The sequence below is a fragment of the Rhodoferax sp. genome (assembly GCF_030646845.1).
Taxonomy (GTDB): domain Bacteria; phylum Pseudomonadota; class Gammaproteobacteria; order Burkholderiales; family Burkholderiaceae_C; genus Rhodoferax.
The window spans coordinates 85,062-99,682 of sequence record NZ_JAUSLE010000028.1 but is presented as its reverse complement, the minus strand read 5'-3'; the positions used below and the strand labels follow the sequence as shown (position 1 = coordinate 99,682).

Annotated in this window: 16 protein-coding genes; 9 read left to right on the top strand and 7 right to left on the bottom strand. The window is 60.0% G+C overall.

Going from position 1 to position 14,621, the window contains the following annotated elements:
- The first annotated feature begins 17 nt into the window (after nt 1-17).
- The 3 genes from mnmE to Q7T10_RS07720 all read left to right on the top strand — a co-directional run bounded on the left by mnmE (nt 18) and on the right by Q7T10_RS07720 (nt 2,987).
- Nucleotides 18-1,427, top strand: coding sequence for a tRNA uridine-5-carboxymethylaminomethyl(34) synthesis GTPase MnmE (gene mnmE / locus Q7T10_RS07730; protein ID WP_304747311.1), 1,410 nt, complete (start codon nt 18-20; stop codon nt 1,425-1,427).
- On the top strand, nt 1,417-1,995 hold the full coding sequence (locus Q7T10_RS07725) for a Crp/Fnr family transcriptional regulator (RefSeq protein ID WP_370653743.1): 579 nt from the start codon (nt 1,417-1,419) through the stop codon (nt 1,993-1,995). Before mnmE ends, Q7T10_RS07725 begins: the two co-directional genes overlap by 11 nt.
- Before the next feature lie 230 nt (nt 1,996-2,225).
- Nucleotides 2,226-2,987 (top strand): hypothetical protein, encoded by a 762-nt coding sequence (locus Q7T10_RS07720; RefSeq protein WP_304747310.1) that lies wholly within the window; start codon nt 2,226-2,228, stop codon nt 2,985-2,987.
- Nucleotides 2,988-3,002: 15 nt separating this feature from the next.
- Here the strand turns inward: Q7T10_RS07720 and Q7T10_RS07715 are convergent, their stop codons facing one another.
- On the bottom strand, nt 3,003-3,557 hold the full coding sequence (locus tag Q7T10_RS07715; RefSeq protein WP_304747309.1) for an adenine phosphoribosyltransferase: 555 nt from the start codon (nt 3,555-3,557) through the stop codon (nt 3,003-3,005).
- Between the two features lie 68 nt (nt 3,558-3,625).
- Nucleotides 3,626-5,611 (bottom strand): monovalent cation:proton antiporter family protein, encoded by a 1,986-nt coding sequence (locus tag Q7T10_RS07710; protein WP_304747308.1) that lies wholly within the window; start codon nt 5,609-5,611, stop codon nt 3,626-3,628.
- A gap of 44 nt (nt 5,612-5,655) precedes the next feature.
- Between Q7T10_RS07710 and Q7T10_RS07705 the strand changes: the two genes are divergently transcribed.
- Genes Q7T10_RS07705 through Q7T10_RS07690 form a run of 4 tightly spaced genes read left to right on the top strand, consistent with a single transcriptional unit; the run spans nt 5,656 to nt 8,614 of the window.
- On the top strand, nt 5,656-6,657 hold the full coding sequence (locus tag Q7T10_RS07705) for an SIS domain-containing protein (RefSeq protein WP_304747307.1): 1,002 nt from the start codon (nt 5,656-5,658) through the stop codon (nt 6,655-6,657).
- Nucleotides 6,657-7,205, top strand: a complete 549-nt coding sequence (locus Q7T10_RS07700) for an HAD family hydrolase (RefSeq protein WP_304747306.1) — start codon at nt 6,657-6,659, stop codon at nt 7,203-7,205. Before Q7T10_RS07705 ends, Q7T10_RS07700 begins: the two co-directional genes overlap by 1 nt.
- Complete coding sequence (gene lptC, locus Q7T10_RS07695) at nt 7,202-7,819, top strand: LPS export ABC transporter periplasmic protein LptC (protein WP_304747305.1); 618 nt, start codon at nt 7,202-7,204, stop codon at nt 7,817-7,819. The genes Q7T10_RS07700 and lptC overlap by 4 nt, the downstream gene beginning before the upstream one ends.
- An 18-nt stretch (nt 7,820-7,837) precedes the next feature.
- On the top strand, nt 7,838-8,614 hold the full coding sequence (locus Q7T10_RS07690; RefSeq protein WP_304747304.1) for an SDR family oxidoreductase: 777 nt from the start codon (nt 7,838-7,840) through the stop codon (nt 8,612-8,614).
- A 111-nt stretch (nt 8,615-8,725) separates the two neighbouring features.
- Here the strand turns inward: Q7T10_RS07690 and Q7T10_RS07685 are convergent, their stop codons facing one another.
- The 5 genes from Q7T10_RS07685 to Q7T10_RS07665 all read right to left on the bottom strand — a co-directional run bounded on the left by Q7T10_RS07685 (nt 8,726) and on the right by Q7T10_RS07665 (nt 12,667).
- The gene (locus Q7T10_RS07685; RefSeq protein WP_304747303.1) at nt 8,726-9,163 is read right to left on the bottom strand and encodes an RNA-binding protein; all 438 of its coding nucleotides are present in this window, start codon (nt 9,161-9,163) and stop codon (nt 8,726-8,728) included.
- Between the two features lie 226 nt (nt 9,164-9,389).
- Nucleotides 9,390-9,620: a zf-HC2 domain-containing protein gene (locus tag Q7T10_RS07680; RefSeq protein WP_304747302.1), complete on the bottom strand. Its 231-nt coding sequence runs from the start codon at nt 9,618-9,620 to the stop codon at nt 9,390-9,392.
- The gene (locus Q7T10_RS07675) at nt 9,617-10,201 is read right to left on the bottom strand and encodes a sigma-70 family RNA polymerase sigma factor (protein ID WP_304747301.1); all 585 of its coding nucleotides are present in this window, start codon (nt 10,199-10,201) and stop codon (nt 9,617-9,619) included. Before Q7T10_RS07675 ends, Q7T10_RS07680 begins: the two co-directional genes overlap by 4 nt.
- Nucleotides 10,202-10,429: 228 nt before the next feature.
- Nucleotides 10,430-11,632 (bottom strand): ammonium transporter, encoded by a 1,203-nt coding sequence (locus Q7T10_RS07670; RefSeq protein ID WP_304747300.1) that lies wholly within the window; start codon nt 11,630-11,632, stop codon nt 10,430-10,432.
- A 168-nt stretch (nt 11,633-11,800) separates the two neighbouring features.
- Nucleotides 11,801-12,667 carry a formate/nitrite transporter family protein gene (locus Q7T10_RS07665; protein WP_304747299.1) on the bottom strand — a complete coding sequence of 289 codons (867 nt, stop codon included), beginning with the start codon at nt 12,665-12,667 and terminating at the stop codon, nt 11,801-11,803.
- A gap of 173 nt (nt 12,668-12,840) precedes the next feature.
- Here Q7T10_RS07665 and Q7T10_RS07660 point away from each other — a divergent pair, with 173 nt between their 5' ends.
- Together Q7T10_RS07660 and metW are read left to right on the top strand one after the other, a co-directional pair.
- Entirely contained in the window at nt 12,841-14,010 is a 1,170-nt protein-coding gene (locus tag Q7T10_RS07660) for a homoserine O-acetyltransferase (RefSeq protein ID WP_304747298.1), read from the top strand.
- Nucleotides 14,007-14,588: a methionine biosynthesis protein MetW gene (gene metW / locus Q7T10_RS07655; protein ID WP_304747297.1), complete on the top strand. Its 582-nt coding sequence runs from the start codon at nt 14,007-14,009 to the stop codon at nt 14,586-14,588. The genes Q7T10_RS07660 and metW overlap by 4 nt, the downstream gene beginning before the upstream one ends.
- The last annotated feature ends 33 nt before the right edge of the window (nt 14,589-14,621 follow it).

Sequence of the window (14,621 nt, the reverse complement as noted above, 5' to 3'; positions counted from 1 at the left end):
ATACAGGGGTCCTGCGCGTGTCTCTGCCGCGTCATCAGGATCCCATCGCTGCCATTGCCACGGCCCCCGGTCGGGGTGCGGTGGGCATTGTGCGGATCAGCGGGAAGAATCTTGATGCGCTGATACAGGCGCTTTGCGGGAGACAGCTCAAGCCCCGCGAAGCGACTTACCTTCCATTTCTCGACCGCGCTGGGCTGACCATCGACCAGGGATTGGCCATTTATTTCGCCGCGCCCCACTCATTCACCGGCGAGGATGTACTGGAGTTGCAGGCCCATGGCGGACCGGTGGTGCTGCAACTGTTGCTGGCCCGGTGCATCGAAGCGGGCGCTGATTTTGATTCTCTCCGTCATGTGCCGCGGCTTGCCGGACTGCGGGTAGCGCAGCCGGGTGAATTTTCCGAGCGAGCGTTCCTCAACGGCAAGATCGATCTGGCTCAGGCCGAGGCGATCGCCGACCTGATCGATGCCAGTACCGAGGCTGCTGCACGCAGCGCCAGTCGGTCACTGGTCGGCGAATTCTCCAAAGAAATCCACACCCTGCGTGACGCGCTGATTCATCTGCGGATGCTGGTGGAGGCGACGCTCGACTTTCCTGAGGAAGAAATTGACTTCCTGCGCAAGGCCGACGCGCAGGGACAACTGTCAAAGTTGCAGCAGACTCTGCAAACCGTGCTGCAACGAGCCCGACAAGGTGCCTTGTTGCGTGAAGGCATCAAGGTAGTGATTGCGGGCCAGCCCAATGCAGGCAAGTCGTCACTCCTCAACGCGCTGGCGGGGGCCGAGCTGGCGATCGTGACTCCCGTGGCCGGTACCACCCGCGACCGAGTTCAACAAACAATCCAGATTGAGGGTGTACCCGTGCATGTCATCGACACGGCGGGTTTGCGCGCCAGCGATGATGAGGTTGAAAAGATCGGTATCGCGCGTGCCTGGGACGCAATTGAGTCCGCTGACGCCGTCTTGTTTGTACACGATCTGACGCGCGCGAATGCTGCGAACTACATAGCTGACGACTCCGAAATTGCCAGGGTATTGACCGAAAAACTGCCTTCAACCGTACCTCTCATAGATGTCTGGAACAAGGCCGACGCCACGACTGCCGCGCGTCGCGACCGGGGTCTGACGCTGTCGGCCAAAACCGGCGCCGGACTGGACGCCCTGCGCCTCAGGCTGCTGGAGGTAGTGGGTTGGCGGTCGGCGTCGGAGGGTGTCTACATTGCGCGTGAGCGGCACGTGCAGGCCCTGCGCCGGGTGGATGGACATTTGCGGGAAGCCGGTGCCCATTTGGCCGCCAAAGCGCAGTCGCTGGATCTGCTGGCGGAAGAGCTTCGTCTGGCACAGAATGCCCTGAGTGAAATAACCGGTGAATTCACCTCGGACGATCTCCTTGGGGTGATATTCTCCAAGTTTTGCATTGGAAAATGACTCGTCTTTGGTTCAGGGCGGGTGGAAACCGCAGTTCGCTGCAATGACTGAACATCAAAAACAAGGTGCGCGCCTCATGAATGCAAATGTCCAATTTTCCAATAAGCATGACGTCAAAGGCTTGATTGAGGCGTTCGTGCACAACCATGGCGAAGACGCACTCAGCCGTACGGTGACACCTGCCCAGTGGGAGGCGCTGGCGAACTACATGCAGCCTTTTACATTGGCACAAAGTCAGATTCTGATCACACAGGGATCGAAGGATCGCACGCTCTATTTTGTGGAAACAGGCACGTTGAGTGTCCACTACGAAGACGCAGCCGATCGCATACGCCTTGCCATCGTGGGCCCCGGTTCGGTTTTGGGTGAAGGAGGTTTTTTCTCGCACATGCCGCGCAACGCCACCGTGCAGGCCGCCACGGAATGCACCATGTGGAGCATCACGCCAATGCGATTTGCCGAATTGTCTCATCGCCTGCCCGGGGCGGCGCTGGCGTTGACGATGGCCTTGGGTGCGATTGTCTGCAAACGTATGCAGGACCGACGCAGGCGTGTCGCAGTGACCTGAACCCCGCTTGCGGTGGCCCAGCCCGGGCTCTTGCCGGATTTGTTTTCTCCCCACATCAGCGGTCACCTGGCTCATCTGGTGAAACCGGGCCGGCAAGTACCGCTGCCACAGTGAATTGACGCGTTTCATCGGTCCTCAAGGAAGGTCCGAAAATTGAAACCGGACGTCTGGAATCAATACGTTACAAAAAGTTGGTGCCGGTAATCCCCGTGTTTAAGATAATGCAAATTATGTCTATATTCAATTGGTTCACCGGCAGGCAGGCTTCAAGACTGGCCCCCGCGCCGGAAAGTTCGGGACTGGGTCATGTTGACGCGACGGTTCCCTTGATGCCGTCTGACAGACTTCGGATCAAGCAGGCTCCGCCGCCCATCAGTCATGCTGCGAACCGCAAGTCCGAGCGGCTCGAGCGTCGTGAGTTGCTCTACAGCGTGGTGCGCGACTCGATGATTCGCGCTGGGGTACTTGCTGCCAGCTATAAATTCAAGGTTCTGTCGTTGGATGCACGTGGACTGCAGTACCTCATCATGATGGATCTCGCCAACCAGTCCGCGGGTGAGACCGGTCGTCTGGCAGAAATCGAAGCCATGATGGCCCAAGCCGCCAAGATGCGCCATGGCATTCTGGTCACGGCCGTGTACTGGCGCGTGAATGAGCATGTCACGGCCGGCCTGTCGAAGAATCAACCAGTCCCTGCGCCACAGCCAATCCGAACGGCACCTGAACCTCAGGCGCTTCGCCCACCGGCAGCCCCGGCTTCGTTGGCCAGTCAGACGCCGCGGTATGAGCCTCTGCAAGAAAACGAAGTCGTTGCGTTCAAGCGGGCATTGGCCAGTGCCACGCCAGCCCCACCCCTGTCGCCGGTGGGCAAGATTGTGACATCGGGGCGCCGCAACCCGGCACCCCCCGTTGAATTCGAAGACACGCAAATGGTCGATCCGGACGAACGCGCCTCGCCGCTGAGCGGCACCCAATACGGCGATCTGAACTGACGGCCCGGCCGGCCCTCAGCTCCCGTCGAAATCGATCAGGGTGAAAAGCGGCAGCCCGGCAGCCCTCAGCTTGGCCGAGCCACCCAGCTCCGGCAGGTCCACAATGGCCGCACCCTCCATGACCTGAGCTCCGAGCTTTTCCAGCAATTTTTTGCCGGCCATCATGGTGCCCCCGGTGGCGATCAGGTCATCAATCAGCAGCACGCGGTCTCCGGTCTTGACGGCGTCCGTATGGAGTTCAACGGTGGCACTCCCATACTCCAGTTCGTAGGTTTCTTCCACTGTCGTGAACGGCAGTTTGCCTTTCTTGCGGACCGGAACAAAGCCCACGTTCAGTTCATAGGCAATCACCGCGCCCAAAATGAAGCCACGCGCATCAAGACCCGCCACTACATCGGGTCGCATGGACGGGTCCATATAGCGATGAACAAATGCGTCGATCAGTATCCGGAATACTTTGGCGTCCTGCAGCAGCGGTGTGATGTCGCGAAACTGTACACCTGGTGCCGGCCAGTCAGGCACCGTACGAATGTGATTTCTGAGGTACTGGTTGACGCTGAGGTTTTGCATGGCGCATGGGATGGAGGTTGGATGCACGTATTGTGCATCGTGCCCAGTTCATGGATGACGTCGACACGTCACCCTTTGAGCAGCTTTCCTTCGGCCATGGCAAGTGCTTCGGCCTTGCCCGAGAGCACCAGCGTATCGCCATCTTCCATCAGAGTCTCCTGTGCTATGGGAACAACCTTGCCGCCACTGCGCCGCAGGCTGACGATGCGAACGTCCAGATTCTCCAGGGCAAAATGGCTGACCGGTTTGCCTGCTGCCTTGGCGCCCAGGGGTAACGTCAGTGAGGACAGGCGCTCCTGAAGAAGCTCGTCGCCCGAGTGATCGTCCGCTCCGTGGAAGTAACCCCGCAGCAGGTTGTAGCGCGCATCACGCTGGTCTTGCACGATGCGAATTACCCGTCGCATTGGAACGCCCACCAATGCCAGGGCGTGGCTGGCCAGCATCAGCGAACCCTCGATTGCCTCCGGGACTACCTCGGTGGCGCCCGCCCGCTGTAGCGCTTCAAGATCATGGTCATCCTGCGTGCGCACGATGACGGGGACCTGGGGTGCATGAGTCTGGATGTGAGCCAGCACCTTCATGGCACCCGGTACTTCAAGGTAGGTGATGACTACCGCACTGGCACGGGCAAGTCCGGCTGCCATCAGGGCCTGAAGGCGGGCGGCATCCCCAAAGACCACCGAATCACCGGCGGCGGCCGCCTGGCGTACCCGGTCGGGATCAAGATCCAGCGCCATGTAGGGAATGCTTTCCCTCTCCAGCATGCGCGCCAGGTTCTGGCCGCAGCGGCCATAACCACAAATGATGACATGCTTGTTCACATTGATCGATTTGCGGGCAATGGTGGTCATTTGCAGCGACTGCTGCAGCCATTCACTGCTGACCAGCTTCATGACAATCTTGTTGCTGTAGAGGATGATGAAGGGCGTCGCCAGCATGGAAAGAACCATACTTGCCAATATTGGATTGAGCAGTGCGGGGGGCACCAGGGCGTTGGCTTGCGAAAGTGTCAATAACACGAAGCCGAATTCACCTGCTTGCGCGAGGTACAGGCCGGTCCTTAGCGACACACCCATGGTGGCCCCCAAGCCACGTGCCAGCAAGGTCACCAGGGCCGCTTTGAACAACACGGGCAGCGTGACCAGCAACAGTACCAGCGGCCATCGTTCCAGGACCAGGCGCCAGTCGAGCATCATTCCGATGCTGATGAAAAACAGCCCGAGCAACACATCGTGAAATGGCCGTATATCGGTCTCCACCTGCTGTTTGTATTGCGTCTCGGAGATGAGCATGCCTGCGATAAAGGCGCCCAGCGCCAGACTCAAGCCCGCCAACTCGGTCAACCAGGCCAGCCCCAGGGTAATGAGCAACAGATTGAGAACAAACAGTTCTTCGCTTTTACGTCGGGCGACCATGGTCAACCAGAATCGCATCACGCGCGGGCCACCGACCAGCAGCAACGTAATCAGTGCCGTTGCCTTGAGGGTGGCGACGGCCAGTGTGGTGACCAACTGTTCGCCCGAAGCCCCCAACGCCGGAATCAGCACCAGCAGAGGGACAACGGCCAAGTCCTGAAACAACAGAACGCCCATGACACGTTTGCCGTGCTCTGATTCCATCTCGAGGCGTTCCGTCATCAGCTTGACCACGATGGCCGTGCTGCTCATGGCAAGCGCACATGACAGGGCCAACGCAGTTTTCCAACCCATTCCCCACACGGCGGGCGCAATGACCGCCAGTCCGATGGCCGCCGCCGTGGCACCCAGAATGGTGAGCAGGACCTGAAAAAAGCCCAGCCCGAACACATAGTTGCGCATGGCTCGCAATTTGGGCAGATTGAACTCCAGCCCAATCACAAACATCAGGAACACCACCCCGAATTCGCCCAGATGGCGCACACCATCTGCGTTTTTGGCCAAAGCCAGCGCATTGGGTCCGATAATCACGCCTACTGCCAGATAGCCCAGCATGGGAGGCAGTTTTAGTGATCGGAACGCTACCACGCCGAGCACGGCGGCAAGCAAATAGAGGAGTGTCAGTTCAAGGGGGCTCACCCCTGCATACTAACAAGCGATGTGCTGACCGATAAAATCCCGTCATGACACCACAACACACGCAACCAACTGCATTTCAGCCTGAGCAAGTCATTCGTCTGGCGCGGGAAACGCTGGACATTGAGGCTGCGGCGGTGCTGGGACTGAAACAGCATTTGGGCGATTCATTTGTTCGTGTGGTGGAGATGATGCTGGAGGTGAGCGGCCGCGTTGTGGTGATGGGGATGGGCAAAAGCGGCCATATCGGGCGAAAGATAGCTGCCACCCTGGCCTCGACGGGGACACCCGCCATGTTCGTCCACCCCGCTGAGGCCAGCCACGGCGACCTTGGCATGATCAAATCCGTCGATCTTGTGCTGGCCATTTCGAACAGCGGGGAGTCGGAAGAGTTGACGGCGATCCTGCCCGTCCTCAAGCGCATGGGTGCGCCCCTGATCGCCATGACCGGCAACGTTGATTCAACACTGGCCCGCCATGCGGATGTTTTTCTTGATTGTGGGGTCGAAAAAGAAGCCTGTCCCTTGAACCTGGCACCCACAGCAAGTACCACCGCCCAGCTGGCACTTGGCGATGCCCTGGCGGTCGCCCTGCTGGATGCACGTGGCTTCAAGGCTGAAGATTTCGCGCGATCCCACCCCGGCGGCGCCCTGGGACGAAAGCTGCTCACCCATGTCAGCGACGTGATGCGTTCGGGAGATGACGTACCCAGAGTCGGGCCAACGGCAAGTTTCAGCGAGTTGATGCGGGAGATGAGCGTCAAGGGACTGGGCGCGGCAGCCATCGTGGATGAAAGCGCCAACGTGCTGGGAATCTTCACCGATGGCGACTTGCGGCGACTGGTGGAGAACGGTGTCGATTTGCGTGCCAAGACCGCGCAGCAGGTCATGCATCCCAACCCCCGCACCATCGGCAGCGACGCCTTGGCGGTGGAGGCCGCCGAACTCATGGAGCACCACTGCATTACCAGTGTGCTTGTGCTCGATGCGGCTGGGCAGTTGTGTGGCGCAGTCAACAGCAATGACCTGATGCGTGCGAAGGTGATCTGATGGCTGCCGTCGCACTCAATTTTCCGCCCCAGTTGCTGCTCAAGGCGCAAGGCATTCGCGTGGCGTTCTTCGATGTGGATGGGGTCCTGACCGATGGTGGCCTGTACTTGACGGAGGCGGGCGAAACGATCAAGCGGTTCAATACGCTGGATGGACATGGCCTCAAGCTGTTGCAGCGCGCCGGCATCACGCCGGCGGTAATTACCGGGAGGGATTCAAAACCGCTGCGACTGCGGCTGGAGGCGCTCGGGATTGGCCATGTGCACTATGGCACGGAGGACAAACGCCCCGCTGCTGAACAAATTCTCGAAGCCTTGGGGCTGGACTGGGCTCAGGCCGCTGGCATGGGTGACGACTGGCCGGATCTTCCCGTGATGCGGCGCTGTGCGCTGGCCTGCGCCCCATCCAATGGCCATGAGGAGGCCAAGGCGGTCGCGCACCACGTGACACGAGCCCGGGGCGGTGACGGGGCGGTCAGGGAATTGTGTGACCTGCTGCTGGTGGCCAGCGGAAAGTACGCCGGCCTGCTGGAGGAAAGCACGTTGTGATCAAGGTCGTACGCACGGCGTGGGAGCGCCTGTCGCTCTATCTTCCCGTGATTCTCATGGGCGTGCTGGCGTTAGGCACCTACTGGCTGGTTCGAAGCACGCCGATGATGCTGACGCCCGAGCAGGAGGCGCCAGCGCGCCATGAACCTGACTATTTCATGCACAAGTTTTCAGTCAAGACATTTGATGGCGCAGGAAGACTGAAAAGTGAAGTGCTGGGGACTGATGCCCGCCACTTCCCTGACACCGATACCCTGGAAATCGATCTTGTCCGAATCCGTTCATTCAACGAAGAGGGTCGTCTGACGACGGCAACTGCCAAACGGGCGTTGACCAATGCCGATGCCTCGGAAGTGCAGTTGTTTGGCGACGCGCGGGTGGTGCGCGAGCCCGTGTCAGACAAAGCTGGCCAGCCTTTGCCGCGGATGGAGTTTCGAGGTGAGTTTTTGCATGCGTTCATGGACACTGAGCGCGTCAAATCGCACAAGCCGGTGGAGCTCATACGCGGACGAGACCGCTTCACGGCGGATTCGATGGATTACGATAACCTTGACCGTGTCATGGAACTCAAGGGCCGTGTCAAGGGCACGCTGGTGCCTGGCGCCGCCGAATAGACTGTCCAAAGGACGCCAATGTCTAAACTTGTTTTTATCACTGGCGCATCCAGTGGCATTGGGCAGGCACTCGCCTGGCGCTTCTATCAGGCCGGCTATTCGCTCGCTCTGGTGGCACGGCGCACACGGGAGATCGAAGCGTGGGTTGGCTTCCGTCAAATAAGCGCAGACCGCTGTCAAATTTATAGTGCCGATGTATCTGTGCCGGACCGTATTGTGGCCGTGGGCCAGGCCTGCATGGTGCAGCAGGGCGTTCCAGATGTGGTGATCGCCTGCGCCGGCATCAGCATCGGTGTGGATACGGCCCAGCGGGCCGATATTGAGGTGATCGCCAGAACCTTTGCCTCCAACAACATTGGCACCACGGCCACCTTTCATCCTTTTCTGAACGCCATGGTCAAACGAGGCTCGGGTGTCCTGGTCGGGATTGGCAGCGTCAACGGTATCCGGGGCTTCCCCGGTCATGGCGCAAACTGCCCCAGCAAGGCGGCCATGATCAGTTATTGCGAGTGTTTGCGCGGTGAACTGCGGACCAGCGGCGTGAAAGTGGTGACCCTTTGCCCGGGCTACATCGATACACCGCTGACGCAGAAAAATGCCTATTCCATGCCGTTCCTGATGCGTCCGGAAGATTTTGCTGACAAAGCCTTCCGGGCGATCGAGGCCGGCGTCAGTTATCGCGTGATTCCCTGGCAAATGGGGGTGGTGGCCAAGGTGCTGCGCCTGTTGCCGAACTGGCTGTTTGACAAGGCATTTGCCGGGCGACCCCGAAAACCGCGCAGTCCGGAGGCCTGATCGGCCGTCCAGCGTAGGCCGGTGCTGCCGTGCTGGGATGAGGAAATGAGGAAATGAAAAAAGGGCCACGAGGGCCCTTTTTTTCCGCTTGGCGTAAAGCCAGTCGATTGCTTAGTAGCTGCTACGGCCACCGCCGTAACCACCACCGCCGCCACCGCCGCTACGGCCACCGCCGCCGCCAGCGCCGCCGCCGTAACCGCCGCCACCGCTACGGCCGCCACCAGCGCCGCCGCCGTAACCGCCGCCGCCACCGCCAGCACCACCACCGAAGCCGCCGCCGCCAGTGCGGGGGGGACGTGCTTCCATCGGACGGGCTTCGTTCACCACGAGGCCACGGCCGCCGTATTGCTGGCCGTTCATGCCGTTGATGGCAGCTTGTGCCTCAGCATCGCTGCCCATTTCCACAAAGCCGAAGCCTTTGGAGCGGCCGGTGTCACGTTCCATCATGACTTTGGCGCTGGTGACGGTACCGTGCGCAGCAAATGCTTGTTGCAGGTCTTCGTCACGGAAGGTGTAGGGCAGGTTGCCCACGTAAAGTTTGTTGCCCATGAAAGGACTCCTCAAAATAACTCAAAACGCGATGGAGTCCAAAACCGCTATCACCACGCAATCAACAAACAAATGAAGACTTAAAGCAGACGCGAAACTGACTAAACACCGCAAACTTGTACAACCGATTTTCGGCAATACAAGCGCATTATGCGTCAAGTTTTATTTTTCCACAAATTTTTTGAGGGAAACCGAAGATCAGTGCTAGGCCGATCGTCCCGAACGGTCAATTCGGAGGTTTGTCGGCGTTGCCGGGCGGTGTCTCGACACCTTCGTAATTTCGCCACTGTCTCATGGCGTTGCGCATGGTCAGCACCTGGCGCTCAAACGTGGGGCATGCAGCGCAAATAGCCATGTGCAGACGCAGTGCGAGTCGATCACGCCATGGCAGCACATGGTCTTCCCGCGCAATCACAAGGGCGGAGACTTCTTTGCAGGTTCGGTGAAAGGGCATCATGGCGCGTTGGGTTTGGCAAACCAGTTGAGTTCCAGACACTCGCGCAACCTGAGCCGGGCACGGTGCAACTGAACATATAAATTTGTCGACGTCAGGCCCAATTCCTTACAAATCTCCTCGCTGGAGAGTTCCAGCCACTCCCGCATCAAGAAGAGCCGGCCCTGGACTGGCGGCAGCTTGTCGGTACAAGCCTCCAGCACCTTGAAGAACTGCCGGCTCTTCAATTCTTGTTCGGGGTTCCCCCAGTCGGCGGGTTGCTGTGAAAAGTGCCCATCCGCCTTGAATCCCAGGTAGTCCAGCGGGTCAGCGTCATCGTCGTCAGGTCTGTCCAGACCAGAGAGCTCACGGCTGTGATGGCGCAGCGCGTCAATCACTTTGTGTTTGAGAATGCCGACAAGCCAGGTCTTGAGCTGCGAGCGGTTGGCAAACGACTGGGGCTTGGCCAGTGCCGCCAAAACCGTTTCAGACACCGCGTCTTCAGCCCACGTTTCGTTTCGCAACTGAAGGCGGGCGAAGCGAAGCAGGTAGTCACGGTGTCCAGCCAGTTGCTGTTCAAAGGAGGGTGTGGCGGCGTTGGTCATGATGGCCTGTGCAGTGTAAGGGGGTGGCGGGCGCGCGCCTGTCTTGCCAGTGATGCCTGACGCGCTGGCCGATGCCTGAAGACGACACTTGGTACTGTGGGCAAACCCTGCAACAAGGATTTCCGGCCCAACCGGTCGTTTTTCAGAACAGCCGCCCGGAACTTGGCGACGGCCGTTCTGCCTGTCTTTCAGACAAGTCGACGGCAGACTTAATTGTTTCCTATCAAGCTACCAGTTCGCTTCCCGCTCGGGCGACGCACTGATCTTGTGAATTGACAGGTCGGCCCCGTCATATTCTTCTTCCTGGCTCAGGCGCAAGCCCATGCTGGCCTTGAGCACGCCGTAAACCACCAGTCCCCCGGCCACGGCCCAGACCACGCCCATGGCGGTGCCGATCAACTGCGCGCCCAGGTTGACGCCTCCCAGGCCGCCTAACGCCTTGGTTCCAAAAATGCCGGCTGCGATGCCGCCCCAGGTGCCGCACAGGCCATGCAGCGGCCACACGCCCAGCACGTCGTCGATCTTCCATTTGTTTTGCGTCAGCGTGAACATGACAACGAAGACGGTGCCTGCCACGGCGCCCACCACCAGCGCACCCAGCGGGTGCATCAGGTCGGAGCCCGCGCACACGGCCACGAGACCCGCCAGCGGACCGTTGTGTACAAAGCCGGGGTCGTTTTTGCCGGCGATCAGCGCAGCCAGCGTGCCGCCGACCATCGCCATCAGCGAGTTCACCGCCACTAGGCCAGAGATTTTGTCCAGGGTTTGCGCGCTCATCACGTTGAAGCCGAACCAGCCCACGGTGAGCACCCACGCGCCCAGAGCCAGAAAGGGAATGCTGGAGGGGGGATGGGCCGAGATGCCGCCGTCCTTGCGGTAGCGGTTGGCGCGCGCGCCCAGCAGGATGACGGCGGGCAGCGCAATCCAGCCGCCCACCGCATGCACCACCACGCTGCCGGCAAAGTCGTGAAACTCGACGCCAGTCAGGCCCTTGATCCAGGCCTGCACGCCAAAGTGCTGGTTCCACACAATGCCTTCAAAGAAGGGGTAGATGAAGCCGACGATCACGGCGGTGGCAATCAGCTGCGGCCAGAACTTGGCGCGTTCGGCGATGCCGCCGGAGATGATGGCCGGAATGGCGGCGGCAAAAGTCAGCAGAAAGAAGAACTTGACCAGGTCATAGCCGTTCTTGGCGGCCAGCTGTTCCGCGCCGACAAAAAAGCTGGTGCCGTAGGCCACGCCGTAGCCGATGATGAAATAGACGACGGTGGAGACGGAAAAATCCACCAGAATCTTGACCAGCGCATTGACCTGGTTCTTGCGGCGCACGGTGCCGAGTTCCAGAAATGCAAAACCGGCGTGCATGGCCAGCACCATGATTGCGCCGAGAAGGATGAACAGGGTGTCTGCGCCCTGTTTTAGTGCTTCCATGAGAACCTCTTGAGATGGAATGGGTTTTATTGGTGCGTTTACTCCAAAAATATTGGAAACGCACCAAAGTAAAGCAATAAACGAGCCAGCATCGAGTCTTGAGGTCCATAACTGTGCCAAAAGACACCCGGGCGCCGCCTTGAATCATGCGCCGTAGGCATCAGCCCCCTATTTATCCGGGTTGGGGCTCGACGCCCTGGGTGGGCTGGGCGTAACCTCCAGCGGGGTGCGCCGGTAGATCACATGGTAGGCCAGTCCGACCAGAACACTGCCACCTATGAGGTTGCCCGCAATCACGGGGACCAGATTGCCTGCAATGCCGCCCCAGGTCACTGGGGCCGTGCCAGCGACGGCCGGATCAAAATACTGAATCAGCATGGCCAGCGGCATCAGGTACATGTTGGCGATGCTGTGCTCGAAGCCCGCCGCCACAAACGCGGTGATCGGCAGCACGATGGCCACCATCTTGTCCGTCACGCTGCGCCCGGCCATCGCCATCCAGATCGCCATGCAGACCAGTACATTGCACAACACGCCCCGGAAAAAAGCCTGGCCCAAGGACAGGTTCTGCTTGGCCAGGGCCATCTTCACGACTTGCTGCCCGATGGCGCCGCCATTGAGGTCGGTGTGGCCACTGGCAAACACCAGCGCCGCCAGGCCGGCGGCACCGACAAAATTGGCCAGACACACCAGCAGCCAGTTACGCAGGACCTCGGCCGTGCTGATCTTGCCGTCGGCCCACGCCATGGCCAGCAGGTTGTTGCCGGTGAACAATTCGGCGCCCGCCACGACGACCAGCAGCAGGCCGAGCGAGAACACCAGGCCAGCCAGCACCGAGCTCGCCGCAAAGCCTAGCGTCGGGTCCGACTTGACGAGCACAAAAAACATGGCGCCCAGTCCGATGAAGGCGCCGGCCAGCATGCCCAGCATCAAAAGCGGCAGTGTGGCCAGACGCGCTTTGGCGACGCCGACCGTTTCAATGCGCTGCGCGACCTCGCGTGGCGCGTAGGCGTCGGACCCGTACAGCTCTGACATGGGGACTCCCTTTGTTCGATCGGACTTCGACTTGGATTTATACTAACCGCTTGCGCCGATTTGATCCTCGATTGCGGGCGCCGAAACCTTTGAGTTTCGAAGTTCAGCTAAAGACGGCCACCGCTACCCCACCAGGTAACCCGGCTCCGCATTTAGCGCTGCCGGGTTTTTTTATGTTGATTGCCACGCCACAGTCCATGCAGTTTGCCGCCGTCTTGCCTTTGCAAAGCGGTGCGACTCTTCGCGACTATTCACTGAGCTTCGAGACCTACGGCACGCTCAATGCCGACAAATCCAATGCCGTGCTGATCTGCCACGCCTTGAACGCCTCGCACCATGTGGCTGGAACGTATGCCGGTCAGGACAAGTCCGAGGGCTGGTGGGACAACATGATTGGACCGGGCAAGCCGCTGGACACCAACAAGTTCTTTGTTATCGGCGTCAACAACCTGGGTTCCTGCTTCGGCTCCACCGGCCCGATGCATGTGAACCCGGACACGGGTCGGGTGTATGGCGCCGATTTTCCGGTGGTCACCGTCGAAGACTGGGTCAACGCGCAGGCCAGGTTGCTGGACGCTCTTGGCATCCAGACGCTGGCTGCCGTCATGGGGGGCAGTCTGGGCGGCATGCAGGCCCTGAGCTGGACGCTGCAATACCCGGATCGCGTGCGCCACGCCGTGGTGGTGGCCAGTGCCCCGAATCTCACTGCCGAGAACATTGCCTTCAACGAAGTGGCGCGCCGCGCCATCGTGACCGATCCCGATTTTCATGGCGGGCATTTCTACGAGCACGGCGTTGTTCCCAAGCGCGGCTTGCGCATCGCCCGCATGATTGGCCACATCACGTACCTGAGTGACGACGTGATGAACGAGAAGTTCGGACGCAAGTTGCGCCAGACGGTGCTGGCCCAATCGGGGGACAAACCGCAGCGGGAAGGCGGCGTCGATGGTTACAAGTATTCGACGCAGGACGTGGAGTTCCAGATCGAGAGCTACTTGCGCTACCAGGGCGACAAATTCGCCGAGTACTTTGATGCCAACACCTATTTGCTGATCACCCGGGCACTCGACTACTTTGACCCGGCCCGCACCTATGGCGACCTGAGTCACGCCCTGGCGCGCGCCACTGCCAAATTCTTGCTGGTGAGTTTCACCACCGACTGGCGTTTTGCGCCCAAACGCAGCCGTGAGATCGTCAAGGCGCTACTGGACAACCGCCGTGACGTCAGCTACGCCGAGATCGATGCGCCGCACGGGCATGATGCTTTTTTGCTGGATGACCCCCGCTATATGGGCGTTGTTCGCTCTTATTTTGATAGCGTCGCCAAAGAGGGCCGGCCATGAGCGATCTTTTGACGATGGAAGCCATTGCCCGACTGGTGCCCGAGGGCTCGCGCGTGCTGGATCTGGGCTGCGGTGATGGCGCCATGCTGGCGCATTTGCAGAAAACACGTGACTGCACCGGTTACGGCATCGAGATTGATGACGCCAACGTGCTGGCCTGCGTCAAGCTTGGCGTCAACGTCATCCAGCTCAATCTGGACGAAGGCCTGGACCTGTTTGACGATGCCTCGTTCGACGTGGTGCTGCAGATCGACACCCTGCAACACCTGCGCAATGCGGAGGTGATGTTGCGTGAAACCGTGCGCGTGGGCCGCATTGGCATTGTGGCCTTCCCCAATTTTGCGCATTGGCCGAACCGCCTGAGCGTGCTGCGGGGCCGCATGCCGGTGACGCGCCGCCTGCCCTACCAGTGGTACGACACCCCCAACATCCGCGTCGGCACCCATGCCGACCTGGCGGCGCTGGCGCTGCGCAGCGGATTGAAAGTGCTGGACAGCTTCGGCATCCAGGACGGCAAAACGGTGCGTTTCGCGCCTAACCTGCTGGCGGGTACCTCGGTGTACACCTTGTCGCGCTAATTGGTGACGTCCAGTAACGCCGTGCTGACAAGG

Excerpts from the sequence above, each read along its gene's own strand:
- Q7T10_RS07715 (WP_304747309.1), bottom strand. The coding sequence starts at position 3,557 with ATGCAAAACCTCAGCGTCAACCAGTACCTCAGAAATCACATTCGTACG.
- Q7T10_RS07660 (WP_304747298.1), top strand. The coding sequence starts at position 12,841 with ATGTTGATTGCCACGCCACAGTCCATGCAGTTTGCCGCCGTCTTGCCT.
- Q7T10_RS07720 (WP_304747310.1), top strand. The coding sequence starts at position 2,226 with ATGTCTATATTCAATTGGTTCACCGGCAGGCAGGCTTCAAGACTGGCC.
- Q7T10_RS07690 (WP_304747304.1), top strand. The coding sequence starts at position 7,838 with ATGTCTAAACTTGTTTTTATCACTGGCGCATCCAGTGGCATTGGGCAG.
- Q7T10_RS07685 (WP_304747303.1), bottom strand. The coding sequence starts at position 9,163 with ATGGGCAACAAACTTTACGTGGGCAACCTGCCCTACACCTTCCGTGAC.
- Q7T10_RS07675 (WP_304747301.1), bottom strand. The coding sequence starts at position 10,201 with ATGACCAACGCCGCCACACCCTCCTTTGAACAGCAACTGGCTGGACAC.
- Q7T10_RS07665 (WP_304747299.1), bottom strand. The coding sequence starts at position 12,667 with ATGTCAGAGCTGTACGGGTCCGACGCCTACGCGCCACGCGAGGTCGCG.
- Q7T10_RS07670 (WP_304747300.1), bottom strand. The coding sequence starts at position 11,632 with ATGGAAGCACTAAAACAGGGCGCAGACACCCTGTTCATCCTTCTCGGC.
- metW (WP_304747297.1), top strand. The coding sequence starts at position 14,007 with ATGAGCGATCTTTTGACGATGGAAGCCATTGCCCGACTGGTGCCCGAG.
- Q7T10_RS07705 (WP_304747307.1), top strand. The coding sequence starts at position 5,656 with ATGACACCACAACACACGCAACCAACTGCATTTCAGCCTGAGCAAGTC.
- Q7T10_RS07680 (WP_304747302.1), bottom strand. The coding sequence starts at position 9,620 with ATGATGCCCTTTCACCGAACCTGCAAAGAAGTCTCCGCCCTTGTGATT.
- Q7T10_RS07700 (WP_304747306.1), top strand. The coding sequence starts at position 6,657 with ATGGCTGCCGTCGCACTCAATTTTCCGCCCCAGTTGCTGCTCAAGGCG.